This window comes from Polycladidibacter stylochi, assembly GCF_001562055.1.
GTDB classification, from domain to species: Bacteria; Pseudomonadota; Alphaproteobacteria; order Rhizobiales; family Stappiaceae; genus Pseudovibrio; species Pseudovibrio stylochi.
In genome coordinates, this window is sequence record NZ_LLWE01000014.1 from 82,510 (window position 1) to 101,942 (window position 19,433).

The window sequence follows — 19,433 nt, forward strand, 5'->3', positions numbered from 1 at the left end:
TTTTTTTTAAACACTTCAAGGGTCTTAGATCGTTTCCTTAAGTAGTTAAAGTGAAGCTCGAGCACGCTCTTCTATTTTTTTAACTGGATTCAAGCGGCCAGAGTTTACATCACTGGCGAACTTCAAAAAGTTCTCAATCGGGAGCGGTTTTGATAGAATAAAACCTTGCGCTGCAGTAACGCCCAAATCACGAAGATACTTGATTTGGCTATAACTCTCGACACCCTCTGCGATAATGCCCATGCCAAGGTTATCGCCTAGCTCTACGATGATATCCACTATAGTTGCCGTATTTTCAGCACTTCCCATGGGATCGATAAACATCTTGTCGATTTTCAAGATGTCCATGCCAAGCTTTTGCAGATATGCGAGACCGCCATGGCCTGTGCCGACATCATCAAGGGCTACCCTCACACCAAGTGATTGGAACTCGCCTATTACTCGCCGTGCCTGCTCTATATCTTCAAGTGGTTGGCGCTCTGTAACCTCCACGATTAATTGATCCAGGGATATGGGAGATTCGCCATAAATACGCTTTACGTCTTTTATAATGCGCTTATCTTTGAAATGGCCTGCAAAGAGATTAATTGATATTTTCAGGTTTGGGTTACGTTCATATAACTCCCCCAAATCGATAACTGTTTGACGCATAATACGCCTTGTCATTTCAAAAATATGCCCAGAGCTTTCGGCATATGTCATGAAATAGCCCGGCGCTTTGATACTACCATCCCCCTGATACCAGCGCATGAGGACCTCACAGCCTATCAACTTGCCACTATCTATATCAATAACGGGTTGATAATAGGGTATAAACTCATCATTTGTTATTGCTTTAACAAAGTCATCTTCGGCCCCTCGTCCAGAACGCCAGGCAAAAACAAAACCAATTATTATAAGAGCTAATGCACCCACAGCACATGCCATCGCCGTTTTAGCCTTCAGTCCTCTCACGAGTATAAGAATTGCGTTTCGGTTTGTTCTTAAAATTACGGAAACCGGATATTGATTGGAGTTTCTTGTTATATTTAGCGTATCTTTGTCATTGATTAGCTGGAGATAATCGGGATGTTTTCGCGATTTCATTGAATCCTGCGTAACCCAATAACTTTCTGTACCCAACATCATGGAAACCTTCGTATTCCTAGCTAGATAACCCGCAAGGGATTCAATTTGCAGAGCCATGGGATTTATTTCGATAAACAACCGCCAATTGTTTGAAAGGCGCCAAGACACGATGGCATAATGAATACCATCCACATGCCGCTCTAAAATGCCTATGTTCACTTTCGGAGTATCTCTATCCAACTTCGGCAATAGTGTTTGCTCGCCTATAGACATAAACGGTAATGAACAAACATTGCTTCCAAATTGATCGACAACCCCAATCATGCTAAATTGCGGATTGTTACGTAAAACTTCCGCTAGTTGCGATCTTTTTTTTATTGAACAAATATTAGATGAATTATTTTCAAAGTGTTTAAGTACCGTTACCGCTTCGTTAATTAATGCTTCAGATTTACTGATATAATTTGTTGCAGCACCATCTAATTCTTCTGCAGCTCTTTCGTATGCATAATTTTCCAGAACATAATTAGCTGTGACCAAAGGTCCTAAAGCAAGTACAAGTGAAATACATACTGCCTTTAAAAATAATGTATAACGACGTGACAAGGGCTTATTCCATGGGGGTTTATGCCTAGAGCTGCTTTTATTTTGAGTGCCACCTATAGCAGTGATTCAACTAAATTTCTAATCAGTTTACAAATAAGTCGCAGGTAAACAACGACTTCTTCATCTTGTCATCCGGCAAAAGTCATACTATTGAATTAGCGAAGTAGCAGGAGTGAATAAATTGAAAGCACTATTCATTGGGCAAACCTACATTGATGTCACTTTTTTGGCTGACACGATGCCAACTGGTGATGATAAAACCATTGCCAACGATTATGCCGTGAGCTTTGGTGGCAATGCGGTAACAGCTGCTTTTGCCTGTGCCAAGCTGGGTATCGCCCCTGACTTGTTATGCACCATGGCTGATGACTGGCTTGCACGGATGTTCCGCGATATGGCGGCTAAGTACAACATTCCGATTCATAGCCGTAAAGTTCAGGAAAGCTCGCTTTCCTTTATTATGCCGAAAGATGGTAAGCGTGCGATTGTTCGTTGTCGCGATAACAACTTCCTACATCCGTTCCCTACCCTCAACCTAGACGGATGTCAGGCGCTACATATTGATGGCCACATTCCTGACGCTGCATTGCATTACGCAAAAGCTTGCCGCGAAGCAGGCATTATGACTTCGCTTGATGGCGGCGCTGTGCGCGAGAACACGGAAGAAGTGTTGAACTACATTGATGTTGCTGTAGTTTCCGACTTATTCTGTGAACAGCTTGGCCTTGGCGAAGAAGGTACACTGCAATATCTACGCGACAAGGGTGTTAAAGTTGGTGCTATCACCAAAGGTGAATATGGCGTTCTTTGGTACGAGAATTTCGGTCCAACACAACATTTGCCAGCTTTGAACATTCCTGGCAGCAAGGTACTTGATACCAACGGTGCGGGTGATACGTTCCACGGCGCTTATGTTTACGCCTATCTTGCTAATCCGACAGGCGGCTGGAAAGATCACTTTAAATTGGCACGCGCAGCTTCTGCACATGCAATTCAGCATTTGGGCAACGAAGCTTCTCTCCCGAACCAAGATGATATCCGTATTGCAATGGCAGCCTATACGGAATCGACCTTGAAACCAGAAGGTTTCTAAAAAGCTAATTAAACTACCAATTTAAAGCCCCTAGTTAACTCTAAGGGGCTTTTTTTTGTTTCTAAGTATTATCTGAGTTGCAAGTTATATTGATTTCAATCATTTTCCCATTAAATATAACAGATGTTTTATTCAAGCTTAGTTGGTTGTGACTGTTCCATTAAATTCACTAAGCATTTTAAGAGGAATTTACTCAATGAAAAAATCCCCACGTAGTGTTTCCTTGGGGCTTGTTGCGGCTGGCATATTATTCAGCACATCAGCGCTTGCCTCACCTGCCCTAGAAAGCATTGATGCGTTAAACAACTGGCTAAAAACTGCAGGGTTTGAAAAAGCAGCCTATGAGAGCGCCGAGGAAAAAGGTGATACTCTCACGCTTCAGAACTATACGCTCTCCTTGCCATTTTCTTTAAACGCGGATGGCGATAGCATCACCGGTTCTTTTAGTATTGTCTATGATAGTCTGGATCTTAAAGGTTTTGAAAAAAACACAAATAGCTATTTCGTTAAAGAAGCATTCAGCCCTCTTTCACATATGGACTTTAATTATACAGTAAGCACAAGCAAAACCATTGTAGGAAAAGACGGTAAGACAAAAACTGTTGTTACTCCTTACAGCCAAAAACTAAAATTCACCATTGAAGATACACGCACACTTGATTGGGTTTTGCCGCAATTAAGTGAAATAAAACAAGATCCTGCCAAGCCAATCAGCGGCTATATTAGCCTCGTTAACGAGTTTATGCAGGGCGGTTATAGCCTTTCGACAACCGGTAAAATCACTTCAGAGCAGTCTGACAGTCTAGGTGCTTCATCTAAAGCGACGGTTGCAACGACTAAAGTTACGAATGCCAAAGACGGTATGATCGAAGCGATCGAGTATGGTAAACAAATAAGCTCACAACTGACGCCAATTGGTGAAAGCGGCAAGACTTTACGTATTGAGGCCGAACTTGATACAGGCGGGCTCAAAAACATTAATATCCGTCCATTACTTGCTATGCTCAACGGCCAAAAGAGTGACGAAAAAACTCTGGTTTCGTCAGGAGCTTATGGCCAAATTTCCTATGAAATATTTGGTGAAAAGGGTTTCGAGACCATTGATGCTGGTAAACCGATAGCAAAGGTTATCTCAAAAGGGTCTGAGCTTCGCGATATTGAATGGTATGGCGGCAACTTCACTCAATTGTTCTCTATGGTTGACCAAGCTTATTTAGGCAATGACCCCAAAGTTGAAAATCCAGCCGATTTAATTGCGCAAATGGGTAATTTCCGGATTGGTTCAATTAAGGACAAGGGGGCTACATTCGAGGTTTTACAGCCTATTCAGTTAAATAAGAGCACCATACCAGCACTTACAGCCAAATATGATGGTATGGCGCTCGAAGAACTTACCAATACCTCCCTTGGTGCTTTCGAATTTACTGGCTTGCACGTTAATAAGGCTATGCCGGTTCCAGAAATTAATCTGGATAAATTACGCGTTGCTAACGTGAGCTGGTTACCCGTTAGTGAAATAGTTAAACTTGCCAAGGATAAAACTCTTTCAGAATCTGAAAAAGGAATGAAAATGGCGCCTGAAATCGGCGAAATTTTACTTTCTGGCATCAAGTTTGATATGGGTTTAAGTGATAAGCCAGAGTTCAGGTTAGATGAAATTCACCTCACCAATAGCAACTATGTCGGCGCTTTCCCAACCAATATGCGGCTGAAAACAGAGCACTTGGCGTATAATGCCATGTTGCTTGGAAATGCCCAAATGCGGTTGCCTTTTGGCAATATCTCGCTGCCATACCCAGTCATAAACCAGGACTTGCAAATCAAGTGGGATGAAGCAAAGCAAACTCTGGATCTCAAGAACCTGATGTTTGAAGTGGAAGATGGCATTATGGCCACAGCAAAGCTTTCCTTTGGCGGCATTCCAAAACAAATCTTTGAAGATCCTGAAAATGCACAGCTTGCCATGATGAGTGCAACGTTCAATGGCGGTGAGGTTGTTATTAAGGATGCTCAGCTAATAAAAGAGGCCTTAGAAAACGGTGCTCAAAAAGCTGGCGTCAGCCTTGATGATTATATTGAGCAACAGGGCACTATACTCACCATGCTTATGGGACCAATTTCCAAAAGTGAGTTTGCGGCCAATCTTGTAGATGCTTTCAAAACCTTTGGCAAAAATCCTAATGAGCTGGTCATTGAACTGGCTCCAGAAAAACCAGTAGCCTTAATTGCTCTGGGTGCTCTTGCTGGTATGCAACCTGAGAAATTACCTGAAGAGCTTGGCGCTTCGGTTTTTGTAAAGCAATAAGCCTTAATTGGCTTTGCACTCGCAGGCAGCCTTTGGCTGCCTGTTTTGGTGTTTGAATAGATTTTCTGATTCTTACACACGATTCTTAAAATCGCGATTCTCGTGTATCTCACACAGATTCATGACAAGCCTTTTATTCAGAAAAGTGTCAAAAAAAATTCACAGAAAAGAATTACTACTCACTGATTTAGAATACCCTCATTTTTTACCCATTTATATTGAATATTTACAGCGTTGATTCCTATGAAAAATACCTTTGCTGTCTTTGCACAGCTGCGAATCTTACCTTCAAAAAGAACAGGCTAATTGCAGCGTTATCCTCCTGTTTCAACTTGGTATTACCTACAGTGATACCGCATGGTAAGGGCACAACAAAATGGTTAACTGTCAATCAGGTATCGATGATTTTCCCCGTTGATTTAATTTTGTTAAAGATATGCATTTAGTAACCCCTCCCCCTCTTTTCCTAGAGCCTCGGAAAGGTTAACCAAGGTCCAAGCGGCAAGAGGGGCATAATGAAGGGCACAGTTCAAAAGCTGGAAACAGCAAGTGAAACACAACGCATTGTTCCACACAATGCAGAGGCAGAGCGCCAGTTGCTCGGCGCTATATTGGTTAATAACGAGACGTACTACCGTATTTCGGAGTTTTTAGAGCCTCAGCATTTTTTCCTGGAGCCACATAAGGATATCTACGAGAAGTGCGCGGCACTTATTAAGGCTGGCAAAATTGCCTCGCCGATTACATTGAAGACCTTTTTTTCTAATGATGAGAAAATAGCCGACCTCACGGCCACGCAATACCTGTTGCGCTTGGCTGCCGATGCGACCACTATCATTAATGCTATTGATTATGGCCGTACAATTTATGACTTAGCAATACGTCGCAATTTGATAACTATTGGCGAAGATATGGTCAATGTGGCCTTTGATGCCCCCATTGACTTACCGCCGAATGATCAAATTGATAGCGCTGAACGGCGACTGTACGAACTTGCCGAAAGCGGGCGTAGTGATGGCGCTTTTGTCGATTTTGGCTCAGCGCTAACACAAACCATTGAAATGGCTGCAGCAGCATATCAGCGTGATGGCGCATTATCTGGCGTTTCAACTGGGCTGCGGGACCTTGATCGCCTAATGGGCGGCCTTCAGAGCTCTGACTTGGTTGTGCTTGCCGGGCGTCCTGCCATGGGTAAAACATCGCTTGCCACCAATATTGCCTATAATATTGCCCAGTCCTATCAGGCGGAAGAACAACCAGATGGAACATTACGGACTGTAAATGGCGGTGTGGTTGGCTTTTTCTCGCTCGAAATGTCGGCAGAACAGCTCGCAACCCGTATTATCTCCGAGCAAACGGAAATATCTTCTTCCAAGATTCGGCGCGGTGACATTAACGAGGCGGATTTTGAAAAACTGGTGGCCGCTACGCAGCATATGCAACACGTGCCGTTACATGTGGACCAAACAGGTGGTATTTCCATTGCAGCACTGGTTTCAAAGGCACGGCGGTTAAAACGTCAAAAGGGGCTGGACTTGCTGGTGGTGGACTATATCCAGCTGCTGACAGGTTCCTCTAAAAACCAAGGAAACCGTGTTCAGGAGATCACCGAAATTACAACGGGATTAAAAGCGCTTGCAAAAGAGCTTAATGTGCCAATTATCGCGTTGTCCCAGCTCTCGCGTCAGGTTGAAAACCGAGACGATAAGCGGCCGCAGATGTCTGATTTGCGTGAATCTGGTTCTATCGAGCAGGATGCTGATGTGATCTTATTCGTATACCGCGAAGAGTATTACATGGGTAAAAAAGAGCCGCCCGAGGGCTCTCCCGAATATGAAACATGGCGTACAGAAATGGAGCGTCTAAGAGGACGCGCTGAGGTTATTATTGCTAAGCAGCGTCACGGACCAACCGGCATTGTTGACTTGCAATTCCAGGGCGAGTTCACACGATTCTCTGATTTGGCGGATTCTGATCACATCCCCGATAGGATCATGGAATAATCCTCAACACGCTTTTGCGAATTGTATGATAAATTGAAAATGCCGGGCGCTATGTCCGGCATTTTCGCTCGTTATTGACACCAAGCGTGTTTGATACTTATTCATGAAGTTTTCCAGCTGCGGGGTTTTGCACTCAAGCTCATGCCTAATCTCACAAATCATAATCATAAAACCGACAATCAACCCTTTGGGGTAGACGGTGCGCATGGTGCCATGTTGACGATTGATCCTCATGCGTTGGCAAACAATTACCTCACATTGAAATCTCAATTGCGTGCAAATACCCGTTGTGCTGCAGTGGTAAAGGCCAATGCTTATGGTGTTGGCTTGGAAATTGCGGCGAAGGCATTTTATGATGCTGGGGCACGCGACTTTTTTGTTGCCCTTCCCCAAGAAGGGGCCGTACTTCGTAAATTATATCAGGATGTACGCATTTTTGTTCTTGCCGGACTGTTACCGGGTATGAGCCCATTCTATAGGCAACTCAATTTGATTGCCGTACTTAACTCCATATCTGAAGTTGAAGAGCAGGCCGCATTTGCCGTAAATAATAATATAACCAAGCTTGCTGTTGCTTTGCAGTTTGATAGCGGTATGAAGCGCCTTGGTATGAGCGAAGCCGAGGCGCATATACTTTCTACTCAAAGCCATTTTCTTGAACACTTCGATTTACAGCTGGTCATGAGTCATCTCGCTTGCGCTGACATGCCCCAAGATCGCATGAACCAAACACAGTTATCCAATTTTAGGCAATTGTCTCAGCTATTCCCTAAAACACCTCATTCTCTTGCCAATTCATCGGGTATTTTTTTAGGTGCTGATTATCATTTCGACCTCGTGCGCCCCGGCATTGCCCTATACGGGGGCAACCCGACACCGGGGCTTAAAAATCCTATGCAACCTGTTGCCAGTATTCACGCGGAAGTTTTACAAATTCAACATTTGGAGGTTGGCCAAAGTGTTGGCTATGGTGCCACATGGCAGGCGCGTAAACCAACGCAGGTGGCCACTGTCTCCACGGGATACGCGGATGGTTATTTACGTTCAGCGAGCACATCAAGTCAACGTACTCGTGGACCTCTCGCCTACCTTAAGGGGAAATATGTACCGATAATCGGACGCGTTTCCATGGATGTTCTGGCCATTGATATTAGTGAATTTTCAAATGGTCATATCAAACGCGGTGATCTCGTTGAATTACTCGGCAAGCATGTTCTTGTTGATGAGCTTGCACAAGGTTGCGGAACCATTTCCTATGAAATCCTAACTGGATTAGGACAGCGGTATCAGCGTCGTACAGGACAATTGTAAGTCCCATTACAAGGTTTTCAGGATTAATTGAACCATGGCAAAAAGATCAAGCCGCTTTGTTTGTCAAACCTGCGGAGCTGTCACTTCAAAGTGGGTTGGCCGTTGTGAGTCTTGCGGTGAATGGAACTCCATTCAAGAAGAGCGGCTCGATTCTGGCGTTGGCGCCGGTCCACAAACCTCTCGTAAATCAAGGGGGCGTGTTGTTCAGCTCGTCGGACTTTCTGGCGAGAGTAAAGAAGCACCACGCATCGTTTCAGGTGTTGGAGAGCTGGACCGTGTTACGGGTGGCGGTTTTGTTAAGGGCTCGGCTATTTTAGTGGGCGGCGATCCTGGTATCGGAAAATCGACCCTGTTAACGCAAGCAAGTGCAGTACTGGCCAATCAAGACCACCGGGTTGTTTACATCTCTGGTGAAGAAGCTGTTGATCAGGTGCGTTTGCGTGCTGAAAGATTGGGACTGCGGCAAGCACCTGTCGCACTTGCCTCCGAGACAAGCGTTGAGGATATTATCGCAACGCTCGAGGATGGTGAGCGCCCTGCTCTGGTCATAGTTGACAGTATACAAACACTATGGACAGAAATGGCCGATTCGCCACCTGGCACCGTGACCCAAGTACGCGCATCAGCACAAGCCCTTGTCCGTTATGCAAAAAAAAGTGGAGCAACGGTGGTGATTGTGGGTCACGTTACAAAAGACGGACAGATAGCCGGCCCACGTGTCGTGGAACATATGGTGGATGCTGTGCTGTATTTTGAAGGGGATGGCGCTCACCAATACCGCATTTTACGTGCTGTAAAAAACCGTTTCGGTCCTACGGATGAAATCGGCGTTTTCGAAATGTCAGATAAAGGGTTGCGTGAAGTTAAGAACCCTAGCGCCATGTTTTTGCAAGAGCGGGCAACCACAACCCCGGGATCGGCTGTATTTGCCGGTGTCGAAGGCACAAGGCCAATATTGGTCGAAATCCAGGCTCTTGTTGCCCCCTCGCCTTTAGGTACGCCGCGACGGGCGGTAATCGGTTGGGATGGAGCAAGGCTTTCCATGTTGCTGGCAGTACTTGAGGCACGTTGCGGGGTACGCTTTGGTCAGCACGATGTATATTTGAATGTGGCCGGCGGGCTGCGTATTCAAGAAACCGGCGCCGACCTGGCTGTAGCTGCAGCACTCATTTCTTCTCTTAGCGGGGTCGCACTGCCCATTGATAGTGTTTATTTTGGTGAGATTAGTCTGTCTGGTGCCGTAAGGCCGGTTGCGCAAGCGGCCAGCCGGCTTAAGGAGGCACAAAAGCTCGGTTTTACCCAAGCAATAATCCCTAATGCTAACAGAAAGGATAATGTCAAAGGTTTTGCACCACTAAAGGGCATAGAAGAGCTTACAGAGCTTGTTGCATCTATTGCTTCAAGTGGACAAAATCTCGTAAATGCTTAAAAGCAGTTATGACTTGTATTGGAGACCTGTTTACTGTCCGAGTTCGCTACAAGTGAATTGGGCCTATTAAAAAAGGGGCTGTGCTGATCTATGCCGATCACGCTATTAGACGGGATACTGCTCGTCGTTATTTTACTCTCAGCCGCTCTTGCCATGGTACGTGGTTTTGTGCGGGAAGTACTTTCAATTCTGTCGTGGGTAGCTGCATTTGCTGCGGCTTACTTTTTCCGTGAGGATGCACTGCCTTACGTGCAAGACTACATTAGCGACACGACCATAGCCAATGTTGTGGCTATGGCCATTTTGTTTATTCTGGCTTTGCTTATTGTCAGCTTTATCACCATGCGTTTATCGGATGTTTTGCTTGATAGTCGTATTGGTGCGCTTGATAGAACACTTGGCTTTATTTTTGGCGCTTTTAGGGGGTATTTACTGGTTGCAGCTGGTATGGTTCTGTTTTTCTTTTTTGTTCCGGCCGAAAAAGAACCTAACTGGGTTGCCAATGCAAAGTCCCGTTACATTTTAGGTAGCACAAGAGATGCGTTTGTAAGCATTTTGCCAGACGATTTGCTTTCAGAGACCTTTGATAAATTAAAAAAAGCGCGTAACAAAGCAACAACAAATACCAGTAATGGTGCGCAAAACGAAGAAGAAGCTGGATATTCCCCTTCCGAACGTCAGGGAATTGAACAGCTCAGCGAAACTGGTGGCAGTGGAAACTAACTGCCACCCAAGAAGCCCTGTGAGAGGCTGTGACCAGTAAAGCAAAGGATTAAACGCGCTCGATTGCCGTTTTCAAATCCATGCCAATAACATTTGAGGAGTACGCCATGTCTGGCGGTGTTGTCCCTTCCACACCTGCAACGACTTTTACCCGTGATGAGCTCATGGGAGATACCTTACAAGAAGAATGTGGGGTATTTGGCATATTTGGTCACGAAGATGCTGCTGCTCTAACTGCTCTGGGGTTGCATGCACTGCAACACCGTGGCCAAGAAGCCGCCGGTATTGTGACCTACGACGGGGATCAATTTCGCTCCGAACGCCACTTAGGGCTGGTTGGCGATAATTTTTCTAATGCCGATACCATTAACGAACTTAAAGGCTCATATGCCATAGGCCATGTGCGCTATTCAACAACCGGTGCACCCGTTTTGCGTAATGTGCAGCCACTCTTTGCTGAGCTTGACGGCGGTGGTATTGCCGTTTGCCATAATGGTAATTTCACCAATGCAATGAGCTTACGCCGTCAATTGATCCGCGATGGTGCTATCTGCCAATCTACTTCAGATTCTGAAGTCGTTTTACAACTTGTCGCTAAATCACGCGAAACAAAAATCGTTGATCGTTTCATTGAGGCCATCAGCCAGATGGAAGGCGCTTACTCGCTTGTTGCGCTCACCAAAAAGAAGCTAATTGGTGCCCGCGATCCTCTTGGAATCCGTCCGCTTGTATTGGGGGATTTGAATGGTGCGCCAATTTTCGCCTCGGAAACATGTGCTCTTGACATTATTGGTGCCAAGTTCATTCGTGAAGTAGAAAATGGCGAAGTCGTTGTTTGTACTCCTGCTGGCATTGAGAGCTATTTCCCGTTCGGTAAACGCCCTGCCCGTCCTTGTATCTTTGAATACATATATTTCTCCCGTCCTGATTCTGTACTTGATGGACGTAGCGTTTATGACGTGCGCAAAGAGTTTGGCATGCAGCTGGCCCGGGAAACGCCTGTTGAAGCCGATGTTGTGGTTCCTATTCCAGATTCAGGTGTGCCTGCAGCGCTTGGCTTTTCCAACGAATCCGGAATTCCATTCGAACTTGGTATTATTCGAAACCACTATGTGGGACGGACGTTTATTGAACCAACACAGCAGATAAGAACCCTTGGTGTAAAGCTTAAACACTCTGCCAACCGGGCGCAAATTGAAGGCAAGCGCGTTGTTTTGGTGGATGATAGTTTGGTTCGCGGCACGACATCTTTAAAAATCGTGCAAATGATCCGCGATGCTGGTGCCAAGGAAGTTCATTTCCGCCTTGCATCACCTCCGATTAAATACTCCGATTATTACGGTATTGATACACCTGTTCGCGAAAAATTGCTGGCTGCTAAGTATGATTTGGAAGGGATGCGTAATTATATAAGCGCCGACAGTCTCGCCTTCCTATCTGTCGATGGTATCTATAGGGCAATGGGCTTTGATGGGCGTGACAATGAAAACCCACAGTTTACCGACCATTGCTTTACCGGGGACTATCCGACTCCGCTCACAGATTTGAGCGATGATGGTGATAACAGACAAGCACCACGCTTGGTTGAGGTGGGGTAAATGAACGAAGATAAAACACTCGAAGGGCGTATTGCACTGGTTACAGGTGCCTCACGCGGGATTGGGTATTTTTGTGCCAAAGAACTGGCGGCACGCGGCGCGCACATAATTGCTGTTGCACGTACGGCTGGTGGGCTCGAAGAGCTTGACGATGAAATTCAAAAGCTCGGCGGCTCCGCCACTTTGGTACCGCTAAATTTAACAGATTATGAGGCCATTGACCGCCTTGGCGCTGTTATTTTCGAGCGCTGGAAAAAGCTTGATATCCTGTTGGGAAATGCCGGTATTCTTGGCCCCATGTCTCCCCTAGGCCATGTGGAGCCGAAGAAGTTTGAAGAGACAATGGCCCTTAATGTGACGGCTAACTGGCGATTGATACGCTCACTCGATCCATTGCTGCGACAGTCCGATGCCGGGCGTGCAGTCTTTGTATCTTCAAGTGCCGCGCATAAGTGCAAAGCTTATTGGGGGCCGTATTCGATAACAAAAGCTGCGCTTGAGGCTTTGGTACGCACCTATGCGAACGAAAATCAGCAAACCAATGTTAACGCCATGTTGGTGAACCCGGGCCGTATGCGCACCCAAATGCGCGCGCAAGCGATGCCTGGTGAAGACCCGGAGATATTGCCGCATCCGAGCTCGATTGCAAGCTCCATTGCCGATTTGTGCTTGCCTTCTTGTGCACTAAACGGGAAGATCTACGATCATCCAACGGGGGATACTAAAACATTTATCCCCCTTATTGGATAGAATAGTGGTTTGGGCGAGTTGTGTTTTTGATTCAAAAACTCGCCCTAACTCTTTAATTTTAATGGATATTTTAGATAATAAATTGAATCAGCTTTGCGCCATTTGATCGCGCTTACTTATTTCGGTCCGGGAAGGTCGCCGTTGCTATTTCCCTAAGGCTATCATAGACCCCAGGTGCCCCTAGAATAATCCGTGGTTGTTTCTTTAAGCCAGCTTGAACATCTATAGGATCAACGAGATTTCCTGCTTCTTGGGCAATTAGTAAGCCAGCATAACAGTCCCAACAATTCATGAAGTCTTCAATATAGCCAATGAGACGTCCACTTGCAGCATAAGCCAGCATCAATCCCCCTGAGGCATTGCGAAAGAAAACACCGCCTTGTTTCATAAGGAGTTCGAGTGCAGCTAAGGTATGACGATAGTCGCCTTTTGTATGATATCCGGTGCCTACACTACCGCTTTTTAATGAAATTGACTGGGAGGCTTTGATGGGCTTTTCATTAACAAAAGCACCTTTGCCTTTTTGAGCATGAAATAATTCGTTATGGCATGGATCGTAAATCGTGCCGATTACAATTTCGTCGTCCTTAACGCACGCAATGATTACGCACCACTGCGGGATACCCGTGATAAAATTTTGCGTTCCATCAATAGGATCTATGACCCAAGTATAACCCGTTTCACTGGCTTTATTTCCTCGTTCCTCACCTACAATTCCATCTTGAGGAAACGTATTTTCAATTGCTTGGCGCACAAGGTCTTCTGTATTACGGTCTGCTTCCGAGACCATATCCTGATGGCCCTTGGCTTCTACATTTAATGTATCAAAGCGTTTGAAATACTCGAGTGCATACGCACCTGCCTGCTTTACGGTTTTACAGGCAAACTCATACCTTGTGTCTGTCATTATTCCACCTAAGTTTCAAATTGAGTTCATTGGAAATCAAATTGTTCTACTGCTTTGTTCGTCTTTATTCATTACATCAATAAACTCACAGCGCCATCAAATATGGTCTTACGATACTGATCAAACAGATATAATTGATATTACAAAGCCACTCTATTTTTAATCCACTGAACCAAAAAAGGGTGACACATGTGCCACCCTTTTTCACTAGGGTATTCCCTAATGTGCTTATATATAGCAGTTTTAACGGCGTTTTTTCGCATAGGGGTTATCGCCCTTACGATAAGAGAGGCGTACTGGAGTGCCTTTTATATCAAAGCGCTCTCGAATCCCATTGATTAGATAGCGTGTGTAGCTCTCTGGTAGCTGTTCAGGTCTTGAGCAAAAAACAACAAAGTGCGGCGGCCGCGTTTTGGGCTGGGTCATGTAGCGCAAACGTACCCTACGCCCAGAAACAGCTGGGGGCGGATGGTGCACCAGAACACCATCTAGCCAGCGGTTTAATGACGATGTCCCAACACGACGATTCCACATTTCATAGGCGCGGAATACTGCCTTCATTAGACGATCTAGACCCTGACCATGCATGCCCGAAATTGTAACAATTTCCATGCCTTTGAGTTGGTTTAAGTACCTGTCTTGACAGTCCTTTAAGCGGTCCCACATTTGCTCACGATCTTCAACCAAATCCCATTTGTTGACCGCGATTACAAGGGCGCGCCCTTCTCTTGCACATAGCTCTAATATCTGTAGATCCTGCTTTTCGAAAGCATTCGTGGCATCTAACGTTAAAACAACGACCTCGGCAAACTTAATGGCACGAAGAGCATCTGCAACAGATAGTTTTTCAAGCTTTTCTTGTACTCTGGCTTTCCTGCGAATACCTGCCGTATCAAAGACTTTGATAAAGCGGTCCTGCCATTGCCATTCTACGCTGATTGAATCGCGCGTAATACCTGCTTCGGGCCCTGTCAGCAAGCGCTCTTCACCCAACATCGAATTGATGAGTGTTGATTTACCAGCATTCGGGCGGCCGACGATCGCCATACGTAATGGTCGTTCATTGGTACCAATTTGCTCTTCGTCATCGACTTCTTCAACGTCTACATCTGATAGAGCTTCTTCTTCAGGGTTGTAGGCATCATCACAAGCTTCAATAACTGGCTGTAGCGCTGAGTATAACTCTGAAAGTCCTTCGCCATGTTCTGCAGAAAGAGCAATAGGTTCGCCAAAGCCAAGCTGGAAGGCCTCATATAAGCCGCCTTCACCTGCTTTTCCTTCGGCCTTGTTTGCACACAGTATTACAGGTGTTTCATTACGCCGTAACAAGTTTGCAAAATGCTCATCTAACGGCATAAGGCCTGCACGTGCATCAATTAGAAACAATACGGCAACAGCCTCTCTAATTGCTTCTTCTGTTTGCGCACGCATACGCCCCTCCAAAGAAGAGGCTTCTGCTTCTTCCAAGCCTGCGGTATCAACGATAGTAAAACGCAGGTCACCAAGTTTCGCTTCGCCTGAGCGGCGATCACGCGTTACGCCCGGTGAATCGTCCACCAATGCCAATCGCTTACCAACCAAACGATTAAAAAGGGTCGACTTACCAACATTGGGACGGCCAATAATGGCGACTGTAGCAGTCACACATTCACTCCTAAGGTTAGGCAGCTACTCAAAACAAAGGGAGGGCAACCCCTCCCTTTTCCTAGTCGATACTGAGGAGTTTTAGTTGAGCGCTGCTACGCTACCCTTCGCTGTCAGTACAATCAAACGACCTCCAGCTACGATTGGGCTTACGTATACTTTTTCATTTATGTTTTTTGAAGCAACCAAGTTGCCTGTTTTTGCATCAACTGCCGCAAATTTACCAGAACCTGACAGCGCAATGAGTTGCCCTTTTGCCAGTATCGGACCTGCCCAGTTGTCTGAGGTTTTGTCTTTGTTACCCGTTGGAAGCGAGGTAGTCCAGAGCACATCGCCATTTTTCAAATCCAATGCTCTAAGTTTATCATCCAACCCAACCAAAAATACACTTGATCCGGAAACAATTGGTGTATGCACCGCACCTGTGTCGACCTGCCAGAGTTTTTCACCCGTTTTTAAATCAATTGCAATTGTGCGACCTGATACGGAAGTGGCGATAACTTTATTGCCACTTATAACCGGAGATGCCGAAATGTCTGAAAGTCCTGACAAAGCGCGGGTACGGAAAGAGCGCGCGACTGAGGCAATCCATTTTGGTTCACCCTTTTTGATGTCGATGGCCATAACCTCGCCAGAAGAAAACGGAATTACCGCCGTATTTCCTTTAATCGCAGCATTTGCTGATGATAAAAGGCCAGCGCTTTCAGCAAGACCTGAATAGCTCCAAAGTTGCGAGCCATCCTTTTGGTCGTAACCTTGAACCTCGTTATCTTGCGTGACAATTATAACCACGCCATTAGCTGCGGCAGGTGCTGAACGAGGTGGAACGTCAACATCCACAGCCCAAACGATTTTCCCTGATTTATCAAGGGCAAACAACTGACGATAAGCTGTGGCAACAAAGATTTTAGAACCGGAGATAACAACGCCACCGCCAGCACTTACACCATCCTCACCTTCCGGACGCAAATCTTTTGTGAAGACCCGACCACCGGCGGTTGTCAAGGCGGTCAGCTGGCCGCTTTGCTCATAAACATATATGTTTTTACCATCAGAAACAGGTCGAGCGGCTGAGCGTAATGGCTTGGAGCTGATACCTAAACCTCCAGAACGGCTTAAATCCTTTTTCCAAGCCCATGCCCCTGAAATAGAAAGGGAAATATTGCCAGGATTATTGGTAAGCGGGCCAGCAGCTTGCACCCAAGCACCTGGCGTTGTTGCTTGGCCTATGGAAGCTGAGCGTGACTGACCTTTCGCTATTGGAGCATCATGTAAGGAAATGCGCTCTCCTTCTAAATACTCCTCTTTACCACCAAACGGGTTTAAACCAGCACATCCGGCGAGTGCTGCAGTAACCGCAATTAATGTTAAGTATCTACTTAGTTTTTTACCAGTAATCCTCGTCACGCCCTAAAGTCCTTCAGGTTTTTGAACCAATTTTCGAGTTGATCAGTTCCAGGTAAAGTCGTGCCCGGCCAACAATATCTGAAGGTGCGGTTGCATCCTCAACGACTTTCGTAAGTGTTTTTTGTGCATCTTGATATTTTTCGGCTTTATACTGAGAGAGAGCTATGACCTCTTGTGCCGAAAAATGCAATGCATTACCTGTACTTAGCTCTGAGCTTAGTTTCGTTTTCAATTCATCTGTGCTGGCGGTATCGAGCATTAAATATGCCGCTCTGATATTTGCCAATTGACGATAAACTGTAGGATAATCGCCGTTTGCTGCTATTTTATTCAGCTCGGCAATCGCATCCTCTGCTTTGCCTTCAACCGAGTACTCGGCGGCGATGCGCATTTGCGCCAGCATTGGATAGCCGCCCGTGGCATCTTGCAGTGTTTCGAGCTGTTTTCTTGCCTGTTCATGCTTGCCAGCTTGTGAAAGCTCTATGGCTTCCAAAAATGTCTGGCCAGCCTTTTCCGAGAGGCCTTGTTGCCAATAGCTGTAGCCCTTATAGCCTGCAGTTCCTAGGATAATTAGCGCGGCGGCTAAGTAAACAAAAGGCGCAAATCGTTTCCATAAGCGTGCATACTGCTCGGTTCTTACGTCTTCATCGACCTCGCGAAAAATGTCGGACATGGTTTAGCTCATTCCTGCAGAACGGTTGTTATCAAGGGCCACTCACGGTGACTGGTGGCGCGCACAATACAAGGCGATTGCAAACAAGGCAAACCTCTTATGCCACTTATTTCAACTGATTAATGGCACAATTAGGGCACCAATTCAAATTACCTAACGTCTGATTTGGTTGTATTTTAAGTTTTTCACCATTTTGATATTAATATGATACGAAAAACGTGCCAAAATTGATGCAAAACCTATCAATAACCGTTGATATGCTAATCAATCTTACAGCGCCGAAATGCCAATGAGCCATTCATGTGCTTTTAGCAGCATTGCCAAGTATAGACTCATGCCCAATAGTATCGCAGTGGCATCATTGAGGCGCATTGATGTCTTTTTTTGCCGCAGATTACTTGATCCGGCCAAAGCTGTACTTGTTTGCTTTGCATAGGTCAGTCTGGAGATAATCGCCCAGACCAAGAAACTGACGAACAAAATAATGGAATGGCTTTCGCCGTTGACCAGAAGATGCGCACTTGCCCACAGCATGATGGCATATTGGACCGGATAGCCAATTGTTTTGCGTATGTAACCTTTAAAAAAAACGGAGCATACCAACGGGAATACAGGAAGTAAAAGCGTATAAGCTAGGTGGCGTGTCCACTGAGGGGGGTAATACAAAACATCATAGTCGCTATAGCGCGCTTCAGAAAAACCATAGATAATCAACACCAGCCCGATTGTTGCCAGACCATGGAACATGCCCTTGATTTTTTTTGCACGCTTTGTTTCTGCCGGATTTGGCGAAGCACCTTTACTGCCGTCACTACTAGTGGTTTGCGCACCTATAAAAACCGGGGGCAATAAATGGCTGATGATGGTAAGGGCTATTCCAATCGTCAGGTAAAGCATTGTTTTATATCTATCCTATATCAGCGCTTTTGCGAAACCTGCTTTGGCAGGACTGTTCAACCAAAGCTCCCGAGGTTGTGCCCATTTAGCGCTGAATGGCTTTAGATAACAACTGTTATTGCAAATTATTCGCAGTAATTATTGCTTTTAATTGTGAAATGGTGCCAGCGGGCTTTTTGCAGCTCTTTGCCCTGGCACCATTATAACTACCCTACATTTTAGCAATGGACCTTACATAGCTGGCACCCCAAACAATTTTTCATGCAAATAGACGACAAACAAGACATGGATACTTAAGCCGATAAGTATGGCAAGAAAATCATTTTTTACATTGCCTTTGGCCCATTCAGTGCGCCCTGCCGCTTTATCTCTTTTATTGTTTGAAATGCGATCAATTACCGACCAAAGAAAAAAGCAGCCAAATAGCGCGATTGCCTGCGGCTCACCACCTACTATCAAATGCGCTAGTGACCACAGGGAAACGGCCAACAGCATGGGGTGGTGGGTATTTTTCTTTATATATCCTGGTAGATAGGCCGATGCGAACAATGGAAATACCGGCAACATGAGTAGCCCTGCGATAATATTGGTATAGGGGCCATGTAATGAATAAACGTGGTCAAGCGACAAATCTCTTGCCATTCCATAACCATAAACCATTGCCGCGATACCAGCCATTGCGAAGAGACCTAAAAAGCCCTTGATTTTCTCCTCACCGTATGTGTGTTTTAAATGGGCATATTGCCTGGTTGCCATGGGCAGACTGTGACTGCCGATGAATAGTATGAGCCCTAGAATAAGAAGTGCCATTTTCAACTCCCACTTTGAAAATTTAACAGCACAAGTGATAGAATTCTTATTTAGTATTTTAAACAATACTACACATTTACAAGGCTTTCGAGAGTCAAGTAAAGGCTTGACCTTTAATAACAATGACTAAAAAATATGTCAAAAAGACATGACCCTTATTCATGCAGCAAGTTACTTATTCATGTAGCAATGCAGTTTCGCCGATTTGT

At 45.5% G+C, this 19,433-nt stretch carries 15 protein-coding genes; 8 read left to right on the plus strand and 7 right to left on the minus strand.

What is annotated here, in order from left to right:
• Nucleotides 1-45 precede the first annotated feature (45 nt).
• Nucleotides 46-1,674 (minus strand): EAL domain-containing protein, encoded by a 1,629-nt coding sequence (locus AYK67_RS02355; RefSeq protein WP_068081791.1) that lies wholly within the window; start codon nucleotides 1,672-1,674, stop codon nucleotides 46-48.
• Between the two features lie 181 nt (nucleotides 1,675-1,855).
• On the opposite strand from AYK67_RS02355, the gene AYK67_RS02360 reads away from it, so the two are divergent.
• The 8 genes from AYK67_RS02360 to AYK67_RS02395 all read left to right on the plus strand — a co-directional run bounded on the left by AYK67_RS02360 (nucleotide 1,856) and on the right by AYK67_RS02395 (nucleotide 12,886).
• Nucleotides 1,856-2,767 carry a sugar kinase gene (locus AYK67_RS02360; protein ID WP_068081794.1) on the plus strand — a complete coding sequence of 304 codons (912 nt, stop codon included), beginning with the start codon at nucleotides 1,856-1,858 and terminating at the stop codon, nucleotides 2,765-2,767.
• Between the two features lie 196 nt (nucleotides 2,768-2,963).
• Complete coding sequence (locus AYK67_RS02365; protein ID WP_068081797.1) at nucleotides 2,964-5,072, plus strand: hypothetical protein; 2,109 nt, start codon at nucleotides 2,964-2,966, stop codon at nucleotides 5,070-5,072.
• 515 nt (nucleotides 5,073-5,587) lie between these two features.
• A complete protein-coding gene (locus AYK67_RS02370; protein ID WP_068081800.1) occupies nucleotides 5,588-7,075 on the plus strand; it encodes a replicative DNA helicase in 1,488 nt (495 codons plus the stop codon).
• Nucleotides 7,076-7,216: 141 nt separating this feature from the next.
• On the plus strand, nucleotides 7,217-8,386 hold the full coding sequence (gene alr, locus AYK67_RS02375) for an alanine racemase (protein ID WP_156453024.1): 1,170 nt from the start codon (nucleotides 7,217-7,219) through the stop codon (nucleotides 8,384-8,386).
• A gap of 34 nt (nucleotides 8,387-8,420) precedes the next feature.
• Nucleotides 8,421-9,815, plus strand: coding sequence for a DNA repair protein RadA (gene radA, locus AYK67_RS02380; RefSeq protein WP_068081806.1), 1,395 nt, complete (start codon nucleotides 8,421-8,423; stop codon nucleotides 9,813-9,815).
• Nucleotides 9,816-9,905: 90 nt separating this feature from the next.
• A complete protein-coding gene (locus tag AYK67_RS02385) occupies nucleotides 9,906-10,538 on the plus strand; it encodes a CvpA family protein (protein ID WP_068081809.1) in 633 nt (210 codons plus the stop codon).
• Between the two features lie 107 nt (nucleotides 10,539-10,645).
• The gene (gene purF, locus AYK67_RS02390; RefSeq protein ID WP_068081811.1) at nucleotides 10,646-12,136 is read left to right on the plus strand and encodes an amidophosphoribosyltransferase; all 1,491 of its coding nucleotides are present in this window, start codon (nucleotides 10,646-10,648) and stop codon (nucleotides 12,134-12,136) included.
• Nucleotides 12,137-12,886 carry an SDR family NAD(P)-dependent oxidoreductase gene (locus tag AYK67_RS02395; RefSeq protein WP_068081813.1) on the plus strand — a complete coding sequence of 250 codons (750 nt, stop codon included), beginning with the start codon at nucleotides 12,137-12,139 and terminating at the stop codon, nucleotides 12,884-12,886.
• A 112-nt stretch (nucleotides 12,887-12,998) separates the two neighbouring features.
• Here AYK67_RS02395 and AYK67_RS02400 read toward each other — a convergent pair whose 3' ends face one another.
• The 6 genes from AYK67_RS02400 to AYK67_RS02425 all read right to left on the minus strand — a co-directional run bounded on the left by AYK67_RS02400 (nucleotide 12,999) and on the right by AYK67_RS02425 (nucleotide 19,224).
• On the minus strand, nucleotides 12,999-13,793 hold the full coding sequence (locus AYK67_RS02400) for an inositol monophosphatase family protein (RefSeq protein WP_068081816.1): 795 nt from the start codon (nucleotides 13,791-13,793) through the stop codon (nucleotides 12,999-13,001).
• A 243-nt stretch (nucleotides 13,794-14,036) separates the two neighbouring features.
• Nucleotides 14,037-15,437, minus strand: a complete 1,401-nt coding sequence (gene der / locus AYK67_RS02405) for a ribosome biogenesis GTPase Der (RefSeq protein WP_068081819.1) — start codon at nucleotides 15,435-15,437, stop codon at nucleotides 14,037-14,039.
• 81 nt (nucleotides 15,438-15,518) lie between these two features.
• Entirely contained in the window at nucleotides 15,519-16,844 is a 1,326-nt protein-coding gene (locus AYK67_RS02410) for an outer membrane protein assembly factor BamB family protein (protein WP_156453025.1), read from the minus strand.
• A gap of 13 nt (nucleotides 16,845-16,857) precedes the next feature.
• Entirely contained in the window at nucleotides 16,858-17,517 is a 660-nt protein-coding gene (locus AYK67_RS02415) for a DUF2659 family protein (RefSeq protein WP_068081822.1), read from the minus strand.
• Nucleotides 17,518-17,787: 270 nt separating this feature from the next.
• Nucleotides 17,788-18,414 (minus strand): NnrU family protein, encoded by a 627-nt coding sequence (locus AYK67_RS02420; RefSeq protein ID WP_068081825.1) that lies wholly within the window; start codon nucleotides 18,412-18,414, stop codon nucleotides 17,788-17,790.
• A 231-nt stretch (nucleotides 18,415-18,645) separates the two neighbouring features.
• The gene (locus AYK67_RS02425) at nucleotides 18,646-19,224 is read right to left on the minus strand and encodes an NnrU family protein (protein WP_068081828.1); all 579 of its coding nucleotides are present in this window, start codon (nucleotides 19,222-19,224) and stop codon (nucleotides 18,646-18,648) included.
• Nucleotides 19,225-19,433 lie beyond the last annotated feature (209 nt).

What these genes read in the sequence shown, in the direction of transcription:
- radA (WP_068081806.1), top strand. Translation starts at nt 8,421, where the DNA reads ATGGCAAAAAGATCAAGCCGCTTTGTTTGTCAAACCTGCGGAGCTGTC.
- AYK67_RS02370 (WP_068081800.1), top strand. Translation starts at nt 5,588, where the DNA reads ATGAAGGGCACAGTTCAAAAGCTGGAAACAGCAAGTGAAACACAACGC.
- AYK67_RS02400 (WP_068081816.1), bottom strand. Translation starts at nt 13,793, where the DNA reads ATGACAGACACAAGGTATGAGTTTGCCTGTAAAACCGTAAAGCAGGCA.
- AYK67_RS02395 (WP_068081813.1), top strand. Translation starts at nt 12,137, where the DNA reads ATGAACGAAGATAAAACACTCGAAGGGCGTATTGCACTGGTTACAGGT.
- AYK67_RS02420 (WP_068081825.1), bottom strand. Translation starts at nt 18,414, where the DNA reads ATGCTTTACCTGACGATTGGAATAGCCCTTACCATCATCAGCCATTTA.
- AYK67_RS02425 (WP_068081828.1), bottom strand. Translation starts at nt 19,224, where the DNA reads ATGGCACTTCTTATTCTAGGGCTCATACTATTCATCGGCAGTCACAGT.
- alr (WP_156453024.1), top strand. Translation starts at nt 7,217, where the DNA reads ATGCCTAATCTCACAAATCATAATCATAAAACCGACAATCAACCCTTT.
- AYK67_RS02385 (WP_068081809.1), top strand. Translation starts at nt 9,906, where the DNA reads ATGCCGATCACGCTATTAGACGGGATACTGCTCGTCGTTATTTTACTC.
- AYK67_RS02365 (WP_068081797.1), top strand. Translation starts at nt 2,964, where the DNA reads ATGAAAAAATCCCCACGTAGTGTTTCCTTGGGGCTTGTTGCGGCTGGC.
- purF (WP_068081811.1), top strand. Translation starts at nt 10,646, where the DNA reads ATGTCTGGCGGTGTTGTCCCTTCCACACCTGCAACGACTTTTACCCGT.
- AYK67_RS02415 (WP_068081822.1), bottom strand. Translation starts at nt 17,517, where the DNA reads ATGTCCGACATTTTTCGCGAGGTCGATGAAGACGTAAGAACCGAGCAG.